15 protein-coding genes are annotated in these 24722 nt (G+C 73.7%); 7 read left to right on the top strand and 8 right to left on the bottom strand.

The annotated features are described in order from the left end of the window. The first annotated feature begins 34 nt into the window (after nt 1-34). Nucleotides 35-3349 carry an ATP-binding protein gene (locus tag FH610_RS27595; protein WP_139577946.1) on the top strand — a complete coding sequence of 1105 codons (3315 nt, stop codon included), beginning with the start codon at nt 35-37 and terminating at the stop codon, nt 3347-3349. Between the two features lie 70 nt (nt 3350-3419). After that, complete coding sequence (locus FH610_RS27590; RefSeq protein WP_139577945.1) at nt 3420-4067, top strand: hemerythrin domain-containing protein; 648 nt, start codon at nt 3420-3422, stop codon at nt 4065-4067. On the opposite strand, the gene FH610_RS45860 is transcribed toward FH610_RS27590, so the two are convergent. Together FH610_RS45860 and FH610_RS27580 are read right to left on the bottom strand one after the other, a co-directional pair. Further along, on the bottom strand, nt 4034-5584 hold the full coding sequence (locus FH610_RS45860; protein ID WP_139577944.1) for an alpha/beta fold hydrolase: 1551 nt from the start codon (nt 5582-5584) through the stop codon (nt 4034-4036). The two genes, FH610_RS27590 and FH610_RS45860, sit on opposite strands and share 34 nt — an antisense overlap. Nucleotides 5585-5748: 164 nt before the next feature. Then, a complete protein-coding gene (locus tag FH610_RS27580) occupies nt 5749-6300 on the bottom strand; it encodes a TetR/AcrR family transcriptional regulator (protein ID WP_205826107.1) in 552 nt (183 codons plus the stop codon). A 158-nt stretch (nt 6301-6458) separates the two neighbouring features. Here FH610_RS27580 and FH610_RS27575 point away from each other — a divergent pair, with 158 nt between their 5' ends. The 4 genes from FH610_RS27575 (at nt 6459) to FH610_RS27560 (ending at nt 12120) form a co-directional block, all read left to right on the top strand. Further along, nucleotides 6459-7523, top strand: a complete 1065-nt coding sequence (locus FH610_RS27575) for a zinc-binding alcohol dehydrogenase family protein (protein ID WP_139577942.1) — start codon at nt 6459-6461, stop codon at nt 7521-7523. A gap of 101 nt (nt 7524-7624) precedes the next feature. Continuing rightward, the gene (locus FH610_RS27570) at nt 7625-10927 is read left to right on the top strand and encodes an ATP-binding protein (RefSeq protein ID WP_139577941.1); all 3303 of its coding nucleotides are present in this window, start codon (nt 7625-7627) and stop codon (nt 10925-10927) included. A gap of 92 nt (nt 10928-11019) precedes the next feature. Continuing rightward, complete coding sequence (locus FH610_RS27565) at nt 11020-11649, top strand: hemerythrin domain-containing protein (RefSeq protein ID WP_240809228.1); 630 nt, start codon at nt 11020-11022, stop codon at nt 11647-11649. 6 nt (nt 11650-11655) lie between these two features. Then, nucleotides 11656-12120 (top strand): nitroreductase/quinone reductase family protein, encoded by a 465-nt coding sequence (locus tag FH610_RS27560; protein ID WP_139577940.1) that lies wholly within the window; start codon nt 11656-11658, stop codon nt 12118-12120. Nucleotides 12121-12225: 105 nt separating this feature from the next. Here FH610_RS27560 and FH610_RS27555 read toward each other — a convergent pair whose 3' ends face one another. Continuing rightward, the gene (locus FH610_RS27555) at nt 12226-14055 is read right to left on the bottom strand and encodes an MFS transporter (protein WP_240809227.1); all 1830 of its coding nucleotides are present in this window, start codon (nt 14053-14055) and stop codon (nt 12226-12228) included. A 207-nt stretch (nt 14056-14262) separates the two neighbouring features. Beyond that, nucleotides 14263-14886: a TetR family transcriptional regulator gene (locus tag FH610_RS27550; RefSeq protein WP_240809226.1), complete on the bottom strand. Its 624-nt coding sequence runs from the start codon at nt 14884-14886 to the stop codon at nt 14263-14265. Nucleotides 14887-15030: 144 nt separating this feature from the next. Here FH610_RS27550 and FH610_RS27545 point away from each other — a divergent pair, with 144 nt between their 5' ends. Further along, nucleotides 15031-16422, top strand: a complete 1392-nt coding sequence (locus FH610_RS27545; RefSeq protein ID WP_205826106.1) for a serine/threonine-protein kinase — start codon at nt 15031-15033, stop codon at nt 16420-16422. A 61-nt stretch (nt 16423-16483) separates the two neighbouring features. Here the strand turns inward: FH610_RS27545 and FH610_RS27540 are convergent, their stop codons facing one another. The 4 genes from FH610_RS27540 to FH610_RS27525 all read right to left on the bottom strand — a co-directional run bounded on the left by FH610_RS27540 (nt 16484) and on the right by FH610_RS27525 (nt 24670). Beyond that, nucleotides 16484-18160 (bottom strand): WS/DGAT/MGAT family O-acyltransferase, encoded by a 1677-nt coding sequence (locus tag FH610_RS27540; protein WP_205826105.1) that lies wholly within the window; start codon nt 18158-18160, stop codon nt 16484-16486. A gap of 63 nt (nt 18161-18223) precedes the next feature. After that, entirely contained in the window at nt 18224-18922 is a 699-nt protein-coding gene (locus tag FH610_RS27535; protein ID WP_139577938.1) for a hypothetical protein, read from the bottom strand. A 589-nt stretch (nt 18923-19511) separates the two neighbouring features. Then, a complete protein-coding gene (locus FH610_RS27530; protein WP_139577937.1) occupies nt 19512-20393 on the bottom strand; it encodes a peptidylprolyl isomerase in 882 nt (293 codons plus the stop codon). After that, entirely contained in the window at nt 20390-24670 is a 4281-nt protein-coding gene (locus FH610_RS27525) for a glycoside hydrolase family 38 N-terminal domain-containing protein (protein WP_139577936.1), read from the bottom strand. The genes FH610_RS27530 and FH610_RS27525 overlap by 4 nt, the downstream gene beginning before the upstream one ends. Nucleotides 24671-24722: the final 52 nt, after the last annotated feature.

Raw genomic sequence — 24722 nt, 5'->3', positions numbered from 1 at the left:
CAGTCTCGGCCGATGATCGTGGCACAATCCCGGCATGGCGGTCATGTTCCGGGTGCTCGGCCCGGTCGAGGCGTACGTCGACGGCGTTCCCGTCGACCTCGGCGGGCCGCGGCCCCGGTTGCTGGTGGCCCGCCTGCTGATCGCCAGGGGCGCGACCGTGTCGGTGGACGCGATCCTCGACGACCTGTACGACGGCACGCCGCCGCCGCGCGCCCAGAGCACGCTGCACAGCTACATCTCCAACCTGCGCCGGGTGCTCGAACCCGGCCGTGCTCCGCGCACGCCCTCGTCCGTGCTCCTCAGCCGCCCTCCGGGGTACGCGCTCGGGCCGCACGAGGTGGACGCCGACGAGTTCCTCCGCCTGGCCCAGGCAGGCGAGCCGGAACGCGCACTGGCCCTGTGGCGCGGCATGCCGTACGAGGAGTTCGGCGACGTGCCCTGGCTCCGGCCGGAGATCGAGCGGCTCGCCGAGGCGCATCTGGTGACGCGGGAACGTCTCCTGGCCGGGCGGGTGGGCGACCCGCACGTGGTGGGCGAGCTGGAGGCCCTGGTGGCCGGGCATCCCCTGCGCGAGGGGCTGTGGGAGCTGCTCGCCCGCACGCTCTACGCCCTGGGCCGGCAGGCGGACGCCCTGGAGGCGCTGCGCACGGCCCGGGTCCACCTGGCCGAGGAACTCGGCCTCGACCCCGGCCCGGCGCTGCGACGCCTGGAGGAGGCGATCCTCGCCCAGGACCCGGCCCTCGACGGCCCCGTCCCCGTACGGCAGGGCCGCGCGGTGCCAGTCCAAGCGGCACGCGCCGAAGCGGCACGGGCCGAGGCGGACCGGCCGGAGCGGCGCGCCGTCGGCCGGGGGACGCAGTTCGACCGGCTCGACGAGCTGGCGCGGGACGTCATCCAGGCGGCCCGGGGAGTGGCCCAGCGCGGGCCGGGGATCGCGGTGATCTCCGGTGAGCCGGGGATCGGCAAGACGTGGCTGGCGGAGGCGTTCGCCGCGCGGCGGGCCGCCGAGGGCTGGCTGGTCGCCTGGGGCAGATGTCACGAGACCTCCGGCGTGCCCGCGCTGTGGCCGTGGCAGCAGATCGTCCGGGATCTCGCCGCCCGGGTCCCCCCCTCCCCCGCGCAGGCCGCCGCCCTGCGGGTGCTGCTCGCCGACGACGCCCCGGGAGACGACCCCGCCCCGGGGGCCGAACGGCCCGCCGAGGCGAGCGAGGCCCGGTTCCGGCTGCACCAGGCGACCGCGGCGTACCTGGGGACGGCCGCGGCCGACCGGCCGCTGCTCGTGGCGATCGACGATCTCCAGTGGGCCGACACGGCGTCGCTGGGCCTGCTGTCCGACCTCGCGTTGCTGCTGCGCGGCGCGGTCGCCATCGTGATCACCGTGCGGTCCGGCGAGGGCCCGGCCGCGGTGCACGACACGCTCGGCCTGCTCGGGCGGCACGACGCCCTCCGCCTGCCGCTGGCCGGGCTCGACCGCGCCGCGGTCGCCGAGCTGTCGGGGCTGCGCGACGCGGCGAGCGTGGCGGCGCTCGCCGAGCGCACCCGGGGCAATCCGCTGTTCATCCGCGAGACCCTCCGGCTGGCCGAGGACCGGGGCATCGAGAGGGCGCTCACCGGGGTTCCCGAGGGCCTGGCCGACGTCCTGCGCCGCCGCCTGCTCGACCTGCCCGCCCGGCACCGCCCCGCCATCGACGCGGCGGCCGTGCTCGGCACCGGCGCGGACCGGCGGCTGCTGGCCGAGGTCGTCGCGGACGCCTCGGGCGCGGACGTGGACGAGGCGCTCGACGCCGCGACCGCCCTCCGCGTTCTGGACGAGGACCTGCGCTTCACCCACGATCTGGTCCGGGAGACGGTCTACGCCGGCATCCCGCCGCGCCGCCGGGCCGGGCTGCACCTGGCCGCGCTCCGGGCGCTCGAACTGCGGCCGGGGGCCGACCTCGCGGTCCTCGCCAGGCACGCGCTGGCCGCCGGGCCCGCCGCCGCGGCGGACGCGGTGCGCTGGGCGTCGGCCACGGCGGGGCAGGCGGCCGGACGGCACGCGTACGAGGACGCCGCGCAGTGGTGGCGCCGGGCGGTGGAGGCGCACGGGACGCTGCCCGGCGCGGACCCCCGCGAGCACGTCGAACTCCTGCTCCAACTGGTCCGGGCGCAGCTCGCCGCCGGTCACGGCTTCTCGGCACGGCAGACCCGGGCGGAGGCGGTGCTCGCGGCCGACAGGTCGGGCGACCCGCTGCTCGCCGCGCGGGCGCTGACCAGCCTGGACGCCCCGGGGTTGTGGAAGTTCTACACCTATGGCGACATCGAGCTGCACACCGTGCGGCGCATCGAGGACGCCCTCACCGCGCTGCCGGAGGGGGACTCCGAACTGCGCTGCAGGCTGCTCGGCTGCCTGGGGATGGAACGTTACGACGGCTCGGCCGACCCCCGGTGCGACACCGCCACGGCCGAGGCGCTGGCGATGGCCCGCCGCCTGGTGGCCTCCGGTGAGGCCGGCCGGGAACTGCTGGCGATCACCCTGAACGCGCGATATCTGGGCGTGCAGCTGCCCGAGCACATGGCGGAGCTCGACGCGATCGGCGAGGAGCTCACCGGGCTCGGGTTGCCCGGGTTCGAGCTGCTCGGTCACATGATCAGAGAGCGGACCCGGATCGACCTGTTCGACGTGGCCGGCGCCGACCGGGCCGCCGAGCGGGCGGGCGTGCTGGTCGAGCGGCTCGACCTGCCCTGGCCCCGGTTCCAGCACCTGATCTGGACCGGGACCCGGCGCCTCCTCGACGGGGACTTCGAGGGCGCGGGCAACGCGTACGCCGTGGCGGCCGAGGCCGGTGAGCGGCTCAACCTGTGGCACACGAGCAGCACGCTCTCCTCGGCGCTGCTCACCCGGCACTTCGCGATGCGGGACTTCGGCGGCGCCGAGGAGCTGATGGCGCACTACTCCCCCTTCCCCGCTCACCGGCAGGTGATGGGTGTGCTCATCGGCGACTGGCGGGGCGACCGCACGGCGGCCGAGACGGCGCGCGAGCAGGGCTGGCACCCGCTGCCGCGCGACTTCGGCGAGCTGCCCGGGCTGTGCCTGCTGGGCGAGGCCCAGATCGTCGCGGGCGACCACGAAGCGTGCGCCCTGACCTATCGCAGGCTCCTGCCGTACGAGGACAGGATCGCCTTCGGGGCGGGGACGTTCTGCGCCGGGCCGGTCGGCTACTACCTGGGGCGGATGGCTTACCTGGGCCGGGCGGCCGGGCCGGAGACGGCGCGGGCGCATCTGGACACGGCCGCCGAGCGCTGCGCGGCGGCCGGGCTGACCTGGTGGGCCGGACGGATCGCCCGCGAACGCGAGGCCGTACGCCGATGACAACCGGCCGGGGAGCGGGCCGCAAGTGGACGTTGAGTGACGGTGAAGAGGGCGGGCCCATCGTGGGGCCATGACAACACCGACGCAGACCCGGCGCCGGCCGGGCGACCCCGCTCCCGACCTCGTCACGTTCCTCGTCTTCCACACCGGCCTGCGGCGCGAGTTCGGCAGGCTGGCCGAGGTCCTCGACCGCTGCGACCCCCGCGACGAGCGGCGCCGCGCGGTCGTCGACGAGCACCTCGCGCTGCTGCTGCGCGCCCTGCACCACCACCACACCGAGGAGGACGAGGCGATCTGGCCGCTGCTGCGCGGTCTCGCCCCCGAGGCCCGGACGGTGCTGGACCGGCTGGAGGCCGACCACCAGGAGATGGACGCCGTCATCGGCAGGCTCTCCGGCGGCGGTAGGCCGGCCCGCGAGGTCGCGGCCGACCTGCGCACGCTCGACCGGCTGCTGAACACCCACCTCGACCTGGAGGAGTCCGAGGTCGTCCCGCTCATCAGAGAGCACGTCAGCGCGGCCTGGTGGGAGGAGTCGGGTAAGAAGGTCACCAAGACCCACGGCCGCGACCTGCCGATGCTCGCCGCCTGGCTGCTCGACGTGGCCACGCCCGCCGACCGCGACCACATCTTCGGCTCCGCTCCGGCCATCATGCGGGTCCTCTACCGGCTCTCCTGGCGCCGGGCCTACGAGCGCCGGGTGTCGCAGGTATACGGGTGAACAGGTGTACGGGTGACCTGGCCGGCGGCCTCCGCCACGACGGTGCGGAGGCCGCGCCCGGAAAGCCCGGGGAGCCCGGTCAGTCGCCGGGAAGGCAGACGGTGCCGTGCGGGGGCAACGTCAGGTCCGTGAGATACCGCGTGGCGTGCCCGATCGCGCACCGGTTGCCGGACAGATAGAGAACGTGGCCGGGTCTCTCGTACTGGATCGTGGCCGAGCCGGGAACCCGCCGGACCAGACTGTCGGTCCACGCGAAGTCGCCCCAGGTCCCCGCGCCGAGCAGCGGCGGCAGGCCGTGGACCGGCAGGGGACGGGACGGGTTCGCGACCGGCAGCGGCCACCCCGAGCAGGCGAGCGCGTCGGGGTCCGCGCCGCCGAAGTTCGGGGAGATCCTCCGTGCCTCGCGGCGCACCCTGGCGTACTCCTCGTACCCGTGGTAGCCCCCGGTCGTCGGCGCAGGTCATGCCGAGCATGAGGGGCATCGCCCAGCCGCGGGCGTTGCCCAGGGAAGCGTCGGCGAAGCCCGAGCCGTCGCCGTGCCGGGCCTTGTCGACCGCCTCGGCGAAGGTCAGCCATCGGAAGTCTCCCGGCCCGGGGTCGGGGGCGAACCCGAACCAGCGCAGGGAGGAGCCGGTCAGCTCCCCCCGGCCGAACCGCTGGGAGGTGACCGGGATCGGCGACCTGTCGGCCCGCGCGGTGAGGTCGCGCCAGACCTTCCCGGCGTCCTCGCCGTGCAGGGCGCAGGCGGGCGTCGCCGCACACCAGGTGGTGAAGCTCTGGAACTCGCGCTCCAGGCCCTGGTAGCCGAGCAGGCTCTGGTTCGCCCAGCCGGCGGTCTGGTTGATTACGCCGTCCAGGTACATGGCGCGGACGTGTTCCGGGAACAGCCGGAGGTAGGCGGCGGCCGGCACCCCTCCGTAGGAGTTGGCCATGAAGCTGAGCCGCCGCTCACCGATGGCCGCGCGGATCGCCTCCATGTCGCGGGCGACCGACAACGAGTCGAGCCTGCCGTACAGCCCGCTGCGGTCCTCGGCCCGGCATTCGCGGATGGCCGCGGCGATCGTCCTGGCCTGGGCGTCGTACTCGGCCCGGTTCCGGGGCTCGGTCAGGGCCGGTACCGCCGGCTGCGCGCAGGACTCGGGCAGCGTGGCGGTGAGCCCGGTGTTACGTGGATCGTAGGCGACGAGGTCGAAGCGCTTCCGAAGCCCGGCAAGGTCACCCGCCGCCCGCTTGACGTCCTCGATCCCGCTGGAGCCAGGACCGCCGGGGATGTGCAGCACGCTGCCGATCCGGCGGACGGGATCGGTGGCCGGCAGCCGCGCGAGACGCAGGGTCGTCGTCCTCCCGTCCGGATGCGCCCAGTCGAGCGGCACGTCGAGCGTGCCGCACCGCGTTCCCGCCGGGAACCCGTCCCCGGCGCACGCCGTCCACGTGATCGCCGGCCGGTCCTCCGCGGCCCGTGCCTGCCCCGGGACGAGCCCGGCCGTCATCGCCGCCGTCGTGAGCCCGGCGGCCACGAGTCGTGTTCTGCCACGCAGGCGCCGTGTCCTCCTTCGCGGTGTGCCGCTTCTTCTCACGCTCGCCGAGACGCGTACGCGGGCGGAATCCGAAGGGCCCCCCGATCGGAGGTAGGGCTGCCCCCCCGACGGGAGGCGCCGGGCGGACGGGTGTCCGCGTATGGCTACGCTCCGGCCGGCGATCGGAGGAATCGAGTGACGGCGTCGTCGATGAGCGCCTCGCTCTGAGGCGTCGTGATCCGCCGAGACGTGACGAGCGCCGAGATGCCCTGAACGGTCGCGGCCAGCAGCAGCGTCAGCCGGCCGACCTCGCCCGCCTCATACGCGCCTGCCTGGACCCCGGCGCTCATGATGTCGGTCATGGTGTCGAACAGGCGCTGCGCGGCGTTTCGCACCGCCTCCGACGGGCCGTCCACTTTCGCCGCGAACATGAGATCGAGCAGTGCCGGCTCCCGCACGGCGAAGCTCACGTACGCCGAGGCCGCCGCGCGAATGACGTGTGCGAAGTCTCCGGGCACGCGCGAAACCGCCTCGCGCATCTCGTCGGCGAGCCGGATGAAGCCCCGTTCCGCCAGCGCGTCGAGGAGCGCGCTGCGATCCACGAAATGACTCCGGGGGGCTCCATGACTGACACCCGCCTCACGCGCCAGTTCCCGGAGGGACAGCGCGTCGATCCCCCGCTCGCGAAGCACCGCCTCCGCCTGGTCGAGCAGCACGGCACGGAGATTGCCATGGTGGAAAGGCCGATCGGACACCGCCCCATGATACTTAAAGTAGACATTGACTAGTTTCTAGACACTGTCTAGTCTCCTCATGCGGCTCGCCTGATCCGAGGCCGCGGCCCAGCGATCACGCAGAGGAAAGAGACCTTGAGATGAGCGATCAGAACGTCGCACTGTGGCTTCCGAGGCAAGGGCTGCCGAAGCGAGGCGCGCGCTTCGAAGTGGGGTCCGCTCCCTACACGCCCCCGGCGGCGAACGAGGTCGTCGTGCGAGTGCGGGCGGTCGCCGTGAATCCCGTCGACGCCTTACCGGGCTTCCTGTACCGCGTGGTCCTGCCCTGGCTGACCTTCCCCGCCGTCGTGGGCTCGGACGTCGCCGGCGAGGTCGTCGCGGTCGGCACGGGCGTCACGCGGCTGCGGCCGGGCGATCGCGTTCTCGGGCACGCGTTCGGTGTCGAGAAGTCGCAGAACCGCGCGGCGGAGGGCGCCTTCCAGCACTACGTCGTGCTCATACAGCACATGGTCTCCCCCATCCCCGGCTCGCTGTCCTTCGAGCAGGCGGCCGTGCTGCCGCTGGCGCTCTCGACCGCGGCCACCGGCCTGTTCCAGCAGGACCATCTCGGCCTTGCGATGCCGACCGCAGAGCCCGTCGAGCGGTCGGAGACGGTGCTGGTGTGGGGCGGTTCGACGAGCGTCGGGAGCAACGCGATCCAGCTCGCCCGCAACGCCGGTTACCGGGTCGTCGCGACCGCGTCACCGCACAACTTCGACTACCTCCGATCGCTGGGCGCGGCCGAGGTGGTCGACCGCCGCAGCCGCACCGCCGTCGGCGAGATCGTGGACCTGATCGGCGCCGGTCCGCTCGCCGGCACGCTCGCGATCGGATCCGGGTCACTCGTGCCGGCTGTCGCGATCGCGTCCCGGACCACGGGCGGCAAGCGGGTCGCGTCGGCGCAGCCCGGGTGGGTCACGCGCATCCGGGGCCCGAGAGCCCGCCGGCCGGGGGTGCGGGTGAGCGGAATCTGGGGCGGCACCCTGAAGGACAACGAGGTCGGACCGGGAATCTACGTCGACTTCCTCCCGGCCGCGCTCGCCACCGGCGCCTATCGGGCCGCGCCGGACGCGACCGTCGTGGGCCACGGACTCGCCCGCATTCCCGACGCGCTGCGGCGGCTCCGCGGCGGCGTCTCCGCGAACAAGCTCGTCGTCACCGTCTGAATCCGCCGCGCCCGCTTCTCAGCCGGAGCGTCCGCCGGCGGCAGCCACCGCCGAATCGTGACTATGCCGGGGCGTGGAACGATCCCTATGCTCTGCTGGAAATGGTGCGTTTGTGGGTTCTCGGTCAGTTCCGGGCCGAAGTGGGCGGGCGTCCGGCCGACCTGGGACCGCCGCTCCAGCGAGCGGTGCTGGCGCGGCTGGTCTGCGCCGGCGGCCATGTCGTCTCGACCGACCGGTTCATCGACGATCTGTGGCAGGGCCAGCCCCCGCCGAAGGCGCTGGGCGCGCTGCAGGTCTACGTCTCCAACCTGCGCCGCCTCCTCGAACCGGGCCGCGCGCCGCGCAGTGCGGCGAAGGTCCTGGTGACCGCTCCACCCGGATACGTGCTGCACCTCGACGCCGGCGCCGTCGACGCGTGGCGCTTCCCCACGCTCATGAACACGGCGTCGGCCCTCCTCGCCGAGGGGGATCCGCCGGGGGCACTGCGCGTGGTCGACGAGGCCCTGTCGCTGTGGAGCGGGGCCGCCTTCGCCGAGTTCGGCGACGAGGACTGGGCGGTGCCGGAGGCGGCGCGGCTGGAGGAGCTGCGGGTCCTGGCCATCGAGTATCGCGCGGAGGCGAAGCTCGCGCTCGGCCGGCATGCCGAGGTCGTGCCGGAGCTGGAGCGGCACGTCGCCGGCCACCCGCTGCGCGAGGACGCGGTACGGCTGCTGGCCCTCGCCTACTACCGCTCGGGTCGGCAGGCCGACGCCCTCGCGGCGCTGCGCAGGACCAGGGCCAGGCTCGCCGAAGAGCTGGGCATGGACCCGGGCCCCGCCCTGCGGGCTCTCGAGGCCGGCATCCTCGCGCACAGCGAGGCCCTCGACGCGCCGAAGGCCGTCACGACGCCCGCGCCTCTCGCCCCGGCACCGGCCACCCCGGCACCGGGCGTTCCATCGCCGGCCGCACCGGCCTCGCCCGGGATGGTCGGCCGTACGGCGGAGCTCGCCCGCCTGGTCTCCGCCGCCGAGCAGGCGGGGCGCGGTTTTCGCGTGGCCTGGGTCGGCGGGGATCCCGGCGCGGGCAAGAGCACGCTGGCCGACGCCCTGCTCCGGCGTCTCGGCGACGAGGGCTGGCGGGTCGCGGTCGGCCGGTGCCCGGAGACGCTCGGCGGGGTGCCTCCCGCGTGGGCGTGGAGCGAGGTCCTGCGGACCCTGTTCGCCGCTCACCCCCCGGACCCGGGTACGGAGGCGCGGCTCGCGCCCCTGGTGCAGGAGGACTCCCCCGGCGCCGGGCAGTTCCGGCTGGCCCAGGCGGTGGGTGACTACCTGGAGAGCGTGCCGGGTCCGCGGCTGCTCGTGCTGGAGGACGTGCACCGCGCCGACGACGCGACTCTCGAGTTGCTGCGTCATCTGGCGGCCAGACTGGCGGACACGCCGGTCCTGGTGGTCCTGACCCACCGGCCCTCGGAGGCGGGCGACGACCTGACGGCGACCGGGGCCGCCCTGGCCGTGCAGACGGCCGAGAACGTGACCCTGCAGGGGCTCGGCGACGACGACGTCCGGCGCCTGCTGGTGGAACGGTCCGGCATGGAGGTGGACGCCGGCACCGCCCGGACGGTCGCCGAGCGCACCGGAGGCAATCCGCTGTTCGTGGCCGAGACCGCCCGGCTGCTGGCGACCGAGGGGGCGGCGGCGGCGCACTCGCTGCCGCCCGGGGTCCGCGACCTCATCCGCAGGCGGATCGCCCGCCTGCCCGCGACGGCGCGGACGACCCTGCGCAACGCCGCCGTCATGGGCCGGGACGCCGACATCGATGTGCTGGTCGCCGTTCAGGACGCCGACGAGGAGACCGTCCTCGACGGCCTGGAGGCGGGAGTGCTCGCCGGGCTGCTCACTGAGCCGGCCCCCGGCAGGGTCCGGTTCACGCACGTCCTGGTCCGCGAGACCCTCTACGAGGACATCCCCCGGCTGCGCCGTACGCGGCTGCACGCGAAGGTCCTCACCGCGCTGGAGCGGGTGCACCCGGGCGACGTCGGCGCGCTCGGCTACCACGCGCTGGCCGCCGCGACGCCGGCCACGGCGCGCGAGGCCGCGGAGTACGCGCGGAGGGCGGCCGAGCAGGCGTCCGGCGTGTACGCCCACAGGGAGGCGGCGACCCTGCTCGAGGGCGCGCTCGAGGCCCTGGATCTCGCGACCGAGCCCGCGGACGACCTCCGGCTGGACCTGCTGTGCCGCCTGGTCTCCGCGCAGGCGAGCGCCGGCGACGAGGGGCGGGCGATGGTCACGCGCAATCAGGCCCTCGCGGTGGCCAGGCGGCTCGGCGATCCGCTCGCTCTCGCCCGTGCCGCGGTCGCCAACGACGCGCCCATGGTCTGGCAGACCGAGCACGAGGCCGACGCCGACGTCGTCGAAGCCATCCGCGGCTGCCTGCCGGGCACGACCGGCGAGCTGCGCTGCCGGCTGCTCGCCGCCCTGGCGCACGAGATGGGCGGTCACGACGAAGAGCTCGTCGAGGCCGCGAGTGCCGAGGCCGTCGCGATCGCCCGCGACCTCGGCGACCCCCGTCTGCTGTGCCTGGCGCTCAACGCGCGCTACTGGGCGATGTTCGTGCCGGGCCGCCCCGGCGAACTGGAGGCGCTCGGGCACGAGCTGCTGGAGATCTCCGTCCGCGCCGGGCTGCTCGGCTATCAGACGCTCGGTCACCACGTGCTGGCGATGGTCGCGCTCGGGCGCAACGACTGGGCCACGGCTCAGGCGCACGCCGCGCGGGCGGTGGAATGCTCCACCAGCGGTCAGCTGGGCCTCGTCCTGGCCATCATCGCGTTCCTCGACGCCCTCGGGCTCCTGGTGAAGGGGGAGTTCGAGCAGGCCGAGGCGGCCTACACGGCCCTGTCCGACCGGCTGGAAGAGGCCGGAGGGTCCAACGCCGGCGTCTTCGGAAGCCTCGCCCGGTTCACCGTGCGCCTCGCGTGCGGCCGTGCCCACGAGTCGGTGGCCGAGCTCGCCGCCGCCCGCGATCACATCGCGCACGAGATCGACGAGTTCCACGTCAGCGCGCTGGTCGCCGCAGGGCGTCTCGAGGAGGCCAGGTCCGCCTGGCCGGACCGGTGGCCGACCCGGTGGGTCTATCACACGATCAACGTGGCGCTCCGCGCCGGCACCGCGATGGCGCTCGGCGCGCGGGAGGTGGCCGAGGAGTGCTACCGGCTTCTCCTCCCGTTCCGGGGAGAGATGGCCGGCCTGGACACCGGGGCGATCACGCTCGGCCCCACCGCTCTCGTGCTCGGGCGGCTGGCGGAGTTTCTGGACGATCCCGCCGCGGCGGCGGAGCACTACGCCACGGCCGCCGACGTCGCCGGGCAGCTCGATTCGCCGCACTGGCGTGGGGAGGCGCTGCGGGCGCTCGACACGCTGAAATCGTGAGGACAGCACCGCCAAGTGGTCGCCAAACAGGCGTTTAGCGGGTGGGGCCAGCGTGGTTTCCGAGACCAGTTCGGACATCTTGGAGGCTCACGTTGGACACTCCCGATCTCACCGGGATCCGCATCATCCACCGCGCGATGCGCGGCGACCTGCACCGGCTCCGCGCGCTCGCCGAGGACCTCGAGGCGGGACGCGCGCGGGCGGACTCCGCCCGCGTCGCCGCCGTCGCCCGTTACGCGGAGGACGTCTGCGCGGCGATCCATCACCACCACACCAGGGAGGACGAGGTCGTCTGGCCGGTGATCGAGCGGTCGGCGGGGGCCGCCGTGGACCTCACCGATCTCTCCGACGACCACTCGGAGCTCGATCCCCTGCTCGACCGGGTCCGCGTGACGGCTCGGGCCTTCGCGGGCGGCCGGGGCGTCTGTGACCTGGCGGCCGCGCTGCGCACGCTCTCGGAGCTCATCGACGAGCACATCGAAGAGGAGGAGCGCAGGATCTTCCCGGTCATCGAGAAGTACGTCTCGGCGGCCGACTGGAAGGAGATGGAGAAATCACTCAGAGGCGGCGACCCGCGTTTCGAGCTCGCCTGGGTCGACCGGTACGCGAGCCCGGACGAGATGGCGCACATCCGCAAGCTCGCGGGGCCGGTCCTCAGCCTGCTGCTGACACTGCTCCGTCCCGGTCACCGCCGCCGCCGGCGGATCGTCTTCGGGAGCTGAGCGGACATGGCACGACGCTCCCGCCTGTTCAACCTGGCGATCAAGTACATCTGCGACTGGCAGGTTCGCACCTATCGCAGGACCGGCGGGCGCAGGCCCGCCACCATGCGCGGCATCCCCGTCCTGCTCCTCACGACCCGGGGCCGCAGGACCGGCCTGCCCCGGACCCGGCCGGTCGGGTACGGCAGGGACGGCCGGCGCTTCGTCGTGATCGCCTCGAACGGCGGCGACGACACCACTCCCGCCTGGTGGCTCAACCTGCGGGACGACCCCGTCGCCGAGATCGAGGTGGGCGGCGCCGGCGGGCTCACCGTGCTCAAGGTGCGCGCCGCCGAGGCCACGGGCGAGGAGTACGAACGCCTGTGGCGGACGATGAGCCGGCGGCACCCCGTCTACGAGGTCTACAAGGGCATGACGCCGCGCCGCATCCCGGTCGTGGTGCTCGACCCTCTCGACGCCCTTCCGGCGTGACCCCGCCTATCGGTACGCCGGGGTGCCGGCCCGCTGAGGGCCGGCCCGACCCGCCGCGCCCCCGTGAGGACGAGCAGGGGACGAGCCGGGGACACGGCGGGGCCGTCAGGGCTTCGTCGTGTCCGGTGCGGCCCGCTGGGCGTCGAACTCCTCGTCCGGGATGACCAGCTCGTTGCCGGCCAGGCCGGCCTCGCCGGCCACCGCGGCGAGCTCGGAGCCGAGCGACTCGTGGGCGGCGGCGCGGTGCCCGCGGCCGACGCGGTCGGTCAGCAGCGACGACAGGGCCGCCACCACGCACGCGGCCACGGCGAACCAGAAGGCGATGACCAGGCCCTGGTGGAAGGGGCCCGCGATGAGGTGCGGGAAGAACTCCTTGCTCGTCAGGTGGGCGCCGCCGTCGGGCAGCCGGTCCAGGACGCCGCCGAGAAGCTGCCGGAACGGGTTGTATCCGAGGAACGCCGCGAACAGCACGGCGATCGGCGGCAGCTGGGCGAGGCCCTCGGCCTGCGCGGCGGGCACGCCCTGGGCCACCAGCTCGTCGTGCATGGTGTGCGGCAGCGACTGCGACAGGCCCGCGATCATCAGGCTGAAGAACACGCCGATGGACAGGACCATCGAGGAGTTCTGGAAGGTGGCGGTCATGCCCGCGCCGACGCCGCGGGACTCCGCCGGGACCGAGTTCATGATCTCCGCCCGGTTGGGCGAGGAGAACAGGCCGGAGCCGAGGCCGTTGATCAGGATGAGCAGCGCGAAGACGCCGTAGCCGAAGTCCGTGGGCAGGGTCATCAGGGCGTAGAAGCTCGCCGCGGTGACCAGCGCGCCGCCGACCGTGAACATCCGCGGCCCGAACCGGTCCGACAGCCAGCCGGAGACCGGCGCCGACAGCAGGAAGCCCACCGTCAGCGGGATCATGTAGATGCCCGCCCACAGGGGCGTCTCCTCGAAGCTGTAGCCGTGCAGCGGCAGCCAGATGCCCTGCAGCCAGATGATCAGCATGAACTGCAGGCCGCCGCGTCCGAGGGCGGTCAGCAGGCTGGCGATGTTGCCCGCGAGGAACGCGCGGTTGCGGAACAGCGAGAGCCGGAACAGCGGCTCGTCCACCCTCGTCTCGATCCAGGCGAACAGCGCGAGCAGCAGGACGCCCCCGCCGAGCGCGGCGATCACCCAGGGGTTGCCCCAGCCCATCACGCCGGTCCCGTACGGCTGGATGCCGTAGGTGATGCCGACCAGCAGCGCGATGAGCCCGACGGCGAAGGTGGCGTTGCCCCACCAGTCCATCCGCGCCCGGCGCCGCACGCCGTTGTCCTTGAGCTTGACGTACGCCCAGACGGTGCCGAAGACGCCGAACGGCACGGAGACCAGGAAGATCGCCTTCCAGTCGACCGGGGCCAGGACCCCGCCGATGACCAGGCCGAGGAAGGAGCCCGCGATGGCGGCGATCGAGTTGATGCCGAGCGCGGTGCCGCGCTGGCGCACGGGGAAGGCGTCGGTGAGGATCGCGGTGGAGTTGGCGAACAGCAGCGCGCCGCCGACGCCCTGCACGACCCGCCAGCCGATCAGCCACATCGCCCCGGCGTCGCCGTCCATCCAGGTCAGCGACAGCATGATCGAGCACAGACTGAAGACCGCGAACCCGAGGTTGTACATGCGGACCCGGCCGAACATGTCGCCCAGGCGGCCGAACATCACCACCAGCACGGCCGTGACGACCATGAAGCCCATCATCATCCACAGCAGGTAGCCCGTGTTGCCGGGGTCGAGCGGGTTCAGGTGGATGCCGCGGAAGACGTCAGGAAGGGCGATCAGCACGATGGACTGGTTGATCGTCACCATCAGGACGCCGAGGGTGGTGTTGGACAGCGCGATCCATTTGTACCGCGAGGACGGCGCCGACTGCGGCGACGCCCCCGCCAGGGACTGGTTCGCTACGGCCACGGAGTGGTTCCCCTCCTCTTGGCCCGTACAGCGCGCGGCCTGTTTCCGCGCAGCGCGCGACGGACGGACAGTTAGTTAGCGCAACTAAATTACCCCGACCGGGTGACATCGATGTTTCACGGGCATGCGCAACTAAGGCCACGATGGGGCCCTTAAACGGATTTGGGCGTTATCTGACCTGATTTCGGCTAACGGGAGGAGGCGGCGTCAGGACGTGAGCGCCCCGGCGATCACGTCGGCAAGGCTGTCCACCACCGTGTCGCGGTCGAGCCCGGGGTTCTCCAGCCACCAGTCGCCGATCGCCTGCACCATGCCGACGAACGCGTGGCCGAGCACCCGGGCGCGTACCGGGTCGGCGACGCCCTCCTCCGCGAGCGCCGCTCCCAGTTCCTCGCCGACGCTGCGCACGATGGCGGCCATCTGCGTGCGGGTGCGGCAGTCCTCGGCACTGGCCCGGTGGAACAGGAAGCGGTAGAGGTTGGGGTTGGCCGAGATGGTCTCCAGGTAGGCCTCGATGGCGCCCCGGGCGCGGACCCGGGGGTCGGCCATGGCTCTGGCGAACTCCGGGCGCAGCAGGTCGATCACGACGCGCGTGTGGCGTTCCGCGAGCGCCTGGTACAGGCCGCTCTTGTCGCCGAAGTGGCGGTAGAGGATCGGCTTGGTGATCCCCGCCTCCGCCGCGATCGCGGCCATCGACGCCTGCGGGCCCTCTCTGCGGATCACCCGGTCGGCCGCGTCGAGCAGGTCCCTGCGCCGCTCCGGGCTCCGGCCGCCCGTCGTGGTGCCTCCCGCCATGCCTCCCGCCGTGCCACCCGTCGTGAGCCCCGTCATGAGCACAGCATAGGTGCCGATTCCGCGTCTCCTGGATCAAGACCGGGCCCTATGGGCGATCACTCCGGTAATGTGCCGGACGCGGGTTTTCTGGTCCGGTTTTTTGTGGTGTCACGGTTCCGCCGGGTCCTCTGGAGGTGCGGGGTGGGCGAGGCGGGCGGACCGCTGGTGCCGGGCTACGAGGTGCTCGGAATCCTGGGCCAGGGAGGCTTCGGGGTCGTGTACCGGGCCAGGCAGCTCGCGGTGGGCCGCGAGGTCGCGCTCAAGGTCGACAACCGCGTGCTCGTCTCCGACCGCGACCGGCGCAGGTTCATGCGCGAGGTGACGTCCGCCGGCGCCCTGTCCGGCCACCCGCACGTGGCCGACGTCTACGACGCGGGCGTGCTGCCCGACGGCCGGCCGTACATGGTGCTGGAGCTGTGCCCGAACGGGTCGCTGGCCGACCGCCTGCGTGACGCCGGCCCGCTCGGCCCCCGCGAGGTGCGCGACATCGGCATCAAGATCGCCGACGCGCTGGCCGCCGCCCACGCCGTGGGTGTCCTCCACCGCGACGTCAAGCCCGCCAACATCCTGGTCAACTCGTACGGCATGGTCGCCCTGTCGGACTTCGGGCTGGCCACGATGCCGGGGCAGGGCGGCGCGGCGCGGGGCGAGATGTCGGTCACGCGCGAGTCGCTCACGCCCGCCTACGCGCCGCCGGAGGCGTTCGACCTCACCGAGCCCACGGCCGCCGGGGACGTGTACGCGCTCTCGGCCACGTTGTACGCCCTGCTCCAGGGCAGGCCGCCGCGATTCCCGGACAGCGGCGTGGTGAACATCGCGGCCATCATGGCGCTGCACCGGCTGCCGATCTCCGATATCCCCGGCGTGCCCGCCGCGCTCACCGCCGTCCTGCGCCACGGCATGGAGACCGATCCGGCCCAGCGGATCGCGACGGCCACCGGGCTGCGGGACGCGCTCGCCGCCCTGACGCCGGACGGCTCCGCCTCGGAGGATCACCCGCATCCCGCCGCGTCCGGGGACCGAGGCGGCGTCCCGGGGTGGGGCTCCCCGTCCCCCTCCGGGCCCGTTCCGCCCCCCTCTTGGCCCGCCGCGGTGACCGGACGGCACCCCGGGGAGCGGCGGCCTGTCGAGACCCGCGTTCCCGCCGCGCCGGGGCACTCGCTCACCGGCCCGGCCGGAGGCGTTCCCGCGAGCGGTCAGGACCTGCGCCGCGCGGCGACCGCGCCGAACGCGGTGCCGGGCCCCCCGCCAGGCGGGCACCGGCCCTCCGGTCATCGGCCGGACGGGCACCGGCCGCAGAGCCCCCGGCGAGGGTCCACTCCCCCACTCCCGCCGCGCACCGGCATGTCCCGCCAGTCGATCGTGTTCGCCGTGATCGCCGCCGTCTTCGCCCTGCTGCTCACGGCCGGGATCGCGGCGCTGACGCTGGGAGACGGCGACCAGGGAGCGCGGCCCCCCGCCATCCCCGGCTCCACGTCCGGACTCGGCGCAGACCAGGCCGGACCGGACCCCACGGGCGCCTTCTCCTCCTGACCGCCGCCCTCCGGGTGCCCGGCATGGGCGAGGAGGCGGAGGCGTCAGGCGACCGGAGGCATCAGGCGGGCGGCGGCTCCGGAGGCTTGCGGGTCCGCCTCGGCTTCGGTGCCGTGCCCTGCTCCTGCGGCGGCCCGTCGGCCGCCCCCGCGCCGCGCGCCGCTGCCGCGCCCGCCTTCGCCGTCCTTCGCGGCCTCGCGGGCTTTCCCGGCTCCGCGCGCTTTCCCGGCTCCGCGCGCTTTCCCGGCTCCGCGCGCTTTCCCGGCTTCGCCGTGCCCGGCGCGGGCGGGGCCGCCAGAGCACCGTACTCGGCCAGCGAGTCGCGCAGGTAGTCGATGAGGTCCCACACGTCGGGCACCATGTCGCGGTCGGTGACGATTCCGAAGCCGAGCCTGCCGTCGTAGGAGAACACCGTGATGTTGATCCCCCCGCTGACGTCCGTGATCACCGACATCGGGTAGAGCGCGGTGACCCGCGCCCCGCACACGTAGAGCGGCGTCTGGGGCCCCGGCACGTTGGAGACCAGCAGGTTCATGGCGGAGGCCCTACGCGAGGCGATCCTGAAGGCGGACCTCGCCGCCAGCGCGCTCAACGCGGCCGGCATCGCCTGGCTGAACTCCAGGAGCCAGGCCGCCGGCGCCGCGGCGAGCCGTTCCTTGAGCAGGCCCATCGAGCGGTTCACCGACAGCAGCCGGTCGCGCGGGTCGGGCACGTCCGTCGGCAGGGTGGTCATAGTCAGCATGACCTCGTTGGCGGCCGAGCCGTTGGAGGCCTGTCCCCGGGTGGAGACCGGGATCCCGGCGACGAGCGGCTGACGGGGCAGCTCGTCGCGCTTGGCCAGCCAGCGCCGCAGCGCCGTGGCGCACATCGCCATGACGACGTCGTTCACGGTGACGCCGAAGGCGTTCTTGATCCGCTTGACCTCGTCCAGGGGGAGCTGGCCGAAGGCGAACCGGCGGTGCCGCGAGATCGGCCCGGAGAACGGCGTGCGCGGCACCACCATGCGGGGCAGCTCGGGCAGGGGCTCGGCGTCCCCCCCGCCGATGCCGCGGACGAACCGCGAGACCACCCCCGCCCCCGGGAGCTGCGCCACGAACGGCACCTCGTCCAGCCGCGGCACCGCCTCGGCGATGAAACGCAGCAGGGCGAACGGGTTGTCCAGCACTCGAGCCACGCCCCTGATCACCATCTCCACCGCGTCGGGGGCCCGCTGCGGCTCGGCCGCGGTCTCCGGGGCGGGAACGGCGGCCGGCTCGGGCTTGAAGTCCATCAGCGCGGCCAGCACCTCGGCCCCGGTGACGCCGTCGACGGCGGCGTGGTGGACCTTCGTGTAGATCGCCACCCGGCCCCCGGTCAGGCCGTGGATCAGGTAGATCTCCCACAAGGGCCGTCCCCGGTCGAGCCGTGCCCCGTGCAGCCGGGCGACCTGCTCGGCGAGCTTGTGGTCGTCGCCGGGGGGAGGCAGCGCCAGGTCCCTTACGTGGTAGTCGAAGTCGACCTCGCGGTCCTCCGCCCAGTAGGGGTGGTCGAGCCCGAAGGGCACCTCGACCAGCCGCCTGCGCAGCGGCGGCGCGAGATGGAGCCGCCGCTTGAGCAGCCCGATCAGGTCCTCGCGGCTCAGCGCGCCGCCGGGCCTGCCGGAGGGGTCGAGGATCGTGAGCGCCGCGATGTGGGCGAGGTTCGTGCCCGTCTCGAAGTTGAGGAACTGCGCGTCGAAGGCGCTGACTTGCTCTGCCATGCCTACTCACGTGCCCCGAAACGCCGGGATCGGACCGCCCGGGCCGCCCCGGATCGGCGCCGCCTAACCGTCGGTCGCCTGCCACCGTCCGGGGTCACGCCTGGCGAATCTCCCATCACTGTCCTTCATGTTGAAGACTCCGCCTACGTACAGTCCGTCGAACTCTGAGAACAGTCCCTTGGCGCGCGAACTCTCCTTCAGTCCACACACCCGGAACGGACGGCCGCCGTCGTCCAGCATCTGGCGGACCAGACGACCCTTGTCCGCCACGACGAGCACCACGCGAAACGCGCAGTAGCCGGCATCCGTCACCGCTCGGATCCGAAACACCGCCTGCTCCTGTGGCTTGAGGCTCACGGTGTGCTGATCGAAGTAGTTCCCCTTCCACTCCTTCGGATCACTCTCGTCGCCGGGTATCAGCGGCTCCGGGTCCCGCCGGTCGAGATCGAAACCGATGGCCGTGCTCTTCTCCGCCCCCTGCGTGGGCGAGAAGAAGAGGACGCCACCGGGGCTCACGCATCGCTTCTCGACGCGCATGTCCAGTACCCGTACCGGATATGGTCGGGCACCCTCGACAACCACCGTCAGATTGACCCCTTCGGTATCCACGGCGCCTAGCCCGCGCATGTATTCGTCGTACTCGTTGCCGCTCAGGAACCTCTCATTGATCGACCGAACCTGCTTTTCCGGCAGGCTCTTCCTGTCGGGAAACACCCATGAGTTGTTGTCCGGATACAGCTTGTCCATCAGCACCGGCTTCACGGACACCGCATTCGGGCCCGCCGCAGCACTCGGCAGGCCGTGGGGTGAGGCGCCTGCGCCAGAGCTCCGAGCATGAGCGGGGGCCGGGGATGCTCCTTTCGTGGCCTCTCCGATGTCTAGGAGCTCTTTCGAGGCATCCGTGGCGACAGCGGTGATGGTCGCCGTCAGTACGGCGGCTATTGTGCCTAATACCCACGTAATCGGCTTTCGTAGCGATCGACGCCATAAGCCGGAACCATCACGCTCCGCATGCCTCTTCGGTAAGCGACGCCCGTGGCCTGGTCGCCGCTCCATCACGATGCGCCCCCATTCGTTCGCGATCCCGGAATGCGCCGGCTTTTACTTCCTGAGCGCGCCGGGAGAATGGCCATGATCTGATCAGTCCATCACATGGTGTGATATCGAAGTGCGGCTTTCGCGCAAGCCGAAGGCGGCGCCGGAGCCACAGAGTTAGGAGTTCACGCCGATATTTCCGCTTCGCCGGGTCCATGCATGGGTCGAGGCGATCTCGTGTTCTGACGGCCGGTGCGAGTGGCGATCGAACCGGCTGGGGATGCGCGCCGGCACCGGGGCGCCGAGCCTCGCATGGTCAGTGCCGGTGGTCGGCGTCGGGCTGGGCCGGGTCGGCCGGATGCTCGTGCCCCGGCGTGAGCACGACCGAGTCGGCGTGCCGTGCGTCGAGCCACCGGGCGAAGGCCCGCTCCCCGTTCTCCTTCGCCAGCTCCGCGCGGATCCGCTCCCGCACGGCCGCGTACGGCTTCCGCCGCGCCGCCTTGATCCGCTCGACCACCAGGGTCCAGGGGCCGCCGGGGCCCTCCACGGGCCCGACCGTCTCGCCCTCCCGGGCCGCGAAGACCGCGTCCTCGATCGGCCCGGCGAGCTGCCCGCGCCGGACCGGCCCGAACGGACGGACCCAGCGCGTCTCCGGGGTGGTGAACCGGTCGAGGTTGCGCCGGTAGTAGTCGCGCACCTCGTCCTCGGACGGCTCGCGGCCCGCGGCGAGCGCCCGGCACACCTCCCTGGCGGCCGGCGTCGTCACCAGGACCGCGGCCGCGACGCCGCCCGTCCGGAGCGCGCCCGCCAGGGTGAGCACCGCCTCGGGTCCGGGTGGAGCCGCCCGCCCGGCCGGCGAAGGACCTCCCGGCGGCGGTGCGTGCCCGGCAGGCAGGCCGAGGCGGGCCGCCTCCTGCTCGGCCAGCGCCTCGGCCACCATGACCTGCACCAGCCAGCGGCGCAGGTTGCGGCCCTCGGCGGTCTCCGGGCGCGGCAGCCGCGCCGCGAGCGGGCCGCTGCGCAGCAGGCGCAGCCGCCGGTCCACCTCGGCGACCGTGATCACCCGATCCCCCGCCGTCGCCGCGGCCCGCACGGCAGGCGGACCCGGGCGGGGGCGGCCGTCCAAGAGCCGGCCGCCGCCCTCTCCGCGTGCCGCCGGCGCGGCGCCGCCGGTCAGGGGAGCGTCCGGGCCGCTCACGGCTCGACCTCGACCTCGATCGTGTCGGTGTAGTGCAGCCACCCGGCGCAGGCGATCTTCACGAGCGCCCACCAGCGGCCCGGGCGAGCGCCCGGCGGCACGCGTACCGGGAAGCGCACCTCCGCCTCACCCTCGGGCGGCACGACGGCCCCGCCGTTCCACTCGGGGAACATCTCGAACGTCTGCCACGGGCTGACGAGCTGCGCCCGCGCGGCGATCGGCGACCGCGCCTCGGACCGCAGCCGGACCACGACCTCCGCCCGGCCGCCGGGCGTCAGCCGCAGGTGTGGCGGGTGACCGAGACCCTCCAGCGTCACTTCCAGCCCCGGCGACCGCCGTCCGCCCTCCCCCGGCCGGAGCACGTGCAGCCGGGTCACGTCCTCGTACGCCTGGCCGCCGAACTCGGTGCGCGCGGTGAGCAGGTAGAGGCCGCCCTCGGCGCCGGGGGGCGGTGTGAGCCGCACCGGCACGGTGGCGTGGCCTCCCGGAGGCAGCACGTACGGCCGGACGGCGGGCGCCACCGACCAGCCGTCGGGGGCGGTGAGCGTGACCACACCCTCCGCCCGGTCCTCCGTGAGGCTGGAGGCGATGGTCAGGGTCAGCTCCACCGGCCCCGCGACGTCCAGATCCGGCGGGGACAGGTGCACGGCGACCGGCAGGTCTCCCATCGGCGCGGGCCCGGTGTTGCCGAGCCAGTAGCGCGTGTGAACCGGCTGGTGCGGCTCGGTCTCCGGCACTTCGGGGACGGTCCCGCAGGCCGCCACCCTGCCACCCGTCCCCGCGCCGCCCGTCCCCGCGCCGCCCGCAGCCGCGACGCCCGCCCAGGGACCGGCCGCCCGCTCGCCCACCACGTCCACGGGCGGCCCGGGACGGAGCGGGGCGACGAGCGTGACGATCTCCATGCCGTCGAGCGTGACGGGGGCGTCCCCGGTGACGTTCTCCAGGAGGTCGGCCCGCCGCCACAGTCCCAGGGGCAGCGTCGTGGCGACCGACAGCGGGACGGTCCGGCCGCCGGCCTCGTGGACGCGGGCGGTCAGCGCGGTCACCGGACCGGGCGTCCGGCCCGAGGCGATCGGGTTCCCGGCCGCCTTGAGCGCGGTGAGGACCAGGCCGGGCCCGGTCTCCAGGAACGACCGCGACTCGCCAGCCGGCCCGTCCTCCCCCACCGTCGCCGCCAGCGGATGGTTGACGTCGTGGCCGAGCCGTACGAGATCGGCCGCGCGCCAGTCGCCCGGGGCGGCCACCAGCGAGCACTCGAACGAGTGGGTCCAGTGCTGGAGCTGGAAGCCGGAGCCGTCGGGCGCGGTGCGGCGCGGCGGGTCGATCCACACGCCGGACGGCCAGCCGGTGCACGACCGCATCAGCGACACGTGCAGCGCCCCGGACGGATCGACCGCGAAGCCCGGGACGCCCCGGTTCACCAGCCCGATCGTGTAGTCGTCGAGGACGGCATCCGCCGGCTCGGCGTCCGTCACCACCTCCACGGCCGCGTCGGCGAGGTCCGCGACCAGCTCCCCGACCGCGCCCTCGCCGCAGATCACGAGCACGGGAAGGTCGCGGGGGCCGGTGAGGTCGGCGCCCGGCACCCAGACCTTCTCCAGCGGCTCGTCCGCCGGCACCCACAGGTGGGCCCGGCCCTCGGCGTCGAGACGCGCGCGCAGCTCCGCGGCCTCCGCGTCGTCCAGCAGCGCCGCGACGAACGGGTTCTCCTCCGGCGTGCCGACCGCGATGCGCACGTCGGGCAGGTTGGAGTCCACGGACAGGTTCCCGTACCGGGGGCCGGGCCCGGTGGAGCACGTCGAGGTCACGCCCTGCCGTACGAGCGCCACGGCGAGGTCCCTCAGGCCGCCGGTGTCCGCGTCCGGCGGGGCGATGATCTCGGCGACGCCGACGGCCCGCGCGCCGAGGGGGCGTCCGGCGGGCGAGCGCAGCGCGACGCGGGCCGTGGACGACAGCGCGAACCAGTTGTGCGCGGGGTTGTCCAGCGTCCACGGATGCTCCGCGGAGTCCACGTCGATCAGGCCGAACCCGCGGCCGACGACGGCTCCGGCGACCTCGCTGACCGGCAGCGCCCCCGGCACCCGCACCGGCCAGCGCAGCCGGAGCAGCACGTCGGAGCCGTGGAACTCGTCCACGTGGGTGGTGAGATCCACCCGCGGCAGCCCGTCCCAGAGCGTGATCTCCTGCGTGTAGACGACCGGGCCGACCCGGCCGCCGACGATGATCCGCCGGCCCGCCGGGCACTCGGCGACGGCGACCTCCGCGGTGGCCGCGGCCGAGCCGCTCACCCCGCCGCTCGGCACCAGGTGCCAGGGGCCCTCGCCGAAGCGCGGATGCGCCGGATGCTCGTCGTAGACGAGCAGCTCGTTGCCCACCCGGTCCTGCTGCAGCAGCTCGCGGCCCTCGACGGTGAGGCTCGACACCGTCCCGCCGCGCTCGGGGTCGACCTCCACCGCGTGCGTGGCGTTCTCGATCCTGCTCCCCTCGCGTACGGCCCAGCCGATCGGGGCGGGCTCGGCGGTGGGCGCCAGCCGGAACGTCCGGTACCCGAGCGCGGGCACGTCGTGGGCGACGAAGACCGCGTCCACGGCCGCGAGGCTGCCGTCAGGGTGGCGCTCTGGGTGCTCAAGCAGCAGACCGCGCGCGGGCGGGTCGAACGCGACGCCGTACGACCCCGGCTCGGGCAGCGTCAGCCGCACGCGGACGAGGTCGGTCCTGGGCCAGGAGGAGGGGTTCCAGACGGCGACGCCGGTCAGGCCCTCGCCGAGGCGGCGCAGCGACGCGTCGAGGACCCGGCCGCCCAGGTCGTGCGCCTCCCGCCAGCCCGTCATCAGGTCGAGGTAGACCTGGTCGGACTCCGATCCGGTGATGCCGTCGTGGTGCGCGCCGTACGCGATCTGGCGCCAGGCCTTGTCGAGGGCGGCGTGCGGGTAGGGCGCGCCGAGGGTCGCCGTGGCGACTGCGGCGAACTTCTCGGCATCGGCGAGCCGCGTCTCGGCGTGCCGCTGCGCCTGCTTGGTGTCGATGTACGACACGTCCTTGCCGGTGTAGACCGGGTTCATGTCCCGCGTCTGCGGCGTCAGGCGGACGCCCTCGTCCCGCACGGCGGCGAAGAACTCCCTCGGCAGCCCGCAGACGAACCGGGGTGAGACGTAGCGCCGGTTCCAGTCGCGCTGGATCTCCATGACCCACTTGTTGGGCGGGGTGTAGTCGGTGCCGACGGGCAGCAGCACGTTGCGGGTCGCGGCGACCTTCTTGAGCAGCGTGAACAGTTCGTAGACGGCGGCCTCGGCCTGCTCCAGGGACGGCGCGGAGTCCATCCACCACCCGGCGCTGTAGTGGGCCGGCATGTAGTGGGTCGTGACCCCGCGCCCCGACGGCGACAGCCACTCGAACTCCGAGGGGAACTGCATGACCGACGGGTCGCCCCAGCCGGCGCCGGCGAGCATCGGCCCCCACTGGTGGTAGGGCCCGCGCGCCCACGAGCTGGAGGTCAGCCCCGCCTCGGCGACCAGCCCGGGAAACTGGGGGTCGTGCCCGAACGCGTCGAGCTGCCAGGCGGTCGCCGGATCGCCGCCGAGCACGTCGCGCTGGAAGCCGATCCCGTGGACGATGTTGCGGATCGTCGCCTCGGGGCCGGTCAGGTTGGTGTTCGGCTCGTTGTACGTGCCACCCATGATCTCCAGCCGGCCCTCCGCGAGCAGGCGGCGCAGGTGGGCCCGGTCCTCGGGGTGGGCGTTCCAGTACGGCTTGAGGTAGTCGACCTCGGCGAGCACGAACTTGTATTCGGGCTCCCTCCTGGCGGTGTCGAGGTGGAGCCGGACGAGGTCGAATCCCGCGTGCTGGAACTCCTGCCGGTTCGCCTGCGCCAGGCCGCCCGCGTGGTCCCAGGTGGCGGTGTAGGCGGCCTGGGTGTTCCACCAGACCGGGTCGTAGTGGAAGTGGGGGATCATCCAGACCGTCCACCCCGGCTCGGCCACGAGCAGTTCGCCCTCGGCCGTGCACCGCTCCCGGCCGGCGGCGGCCCGCACGGTGATCGGGACGCGCGCGCCCGGGACCGCGGCGGGCGCGGCGGCCTCCACGGGCACCTCCACCGCCACGCCGGGAGACCGCCCGCCCGCTCCGTGCTCGCCCCGCACTCCCGGGCCGGTGACCTCGACCAACGGGGACCGGCCGTCCGGCACCTCGTCGAGGACGACCCGGACGATCTGGCGCGGGCCCTCGCCGGTGGCCGTGCGGACGAACAGCTCGGTGGACTCGACGGAGGTGATCCGCATCGGCACCCCTTACTCCGGCGCCGCGCGGCCGCCGCTGGGGGACAAGGTGACG

This window comes from Microbispora catharanthi (assembly GCF_006334915.2).
GTDB lineage: Bacteria > Actinomycetota > Actinomycetes > Streptosporangiales > Streptosporangiaceae > Microbispora > Microbispora catharanthi.
Note: the sequence above shows the minus strand (reverse complement) of the source record. Positions and strands in the feature narration are given on the sequence as shown.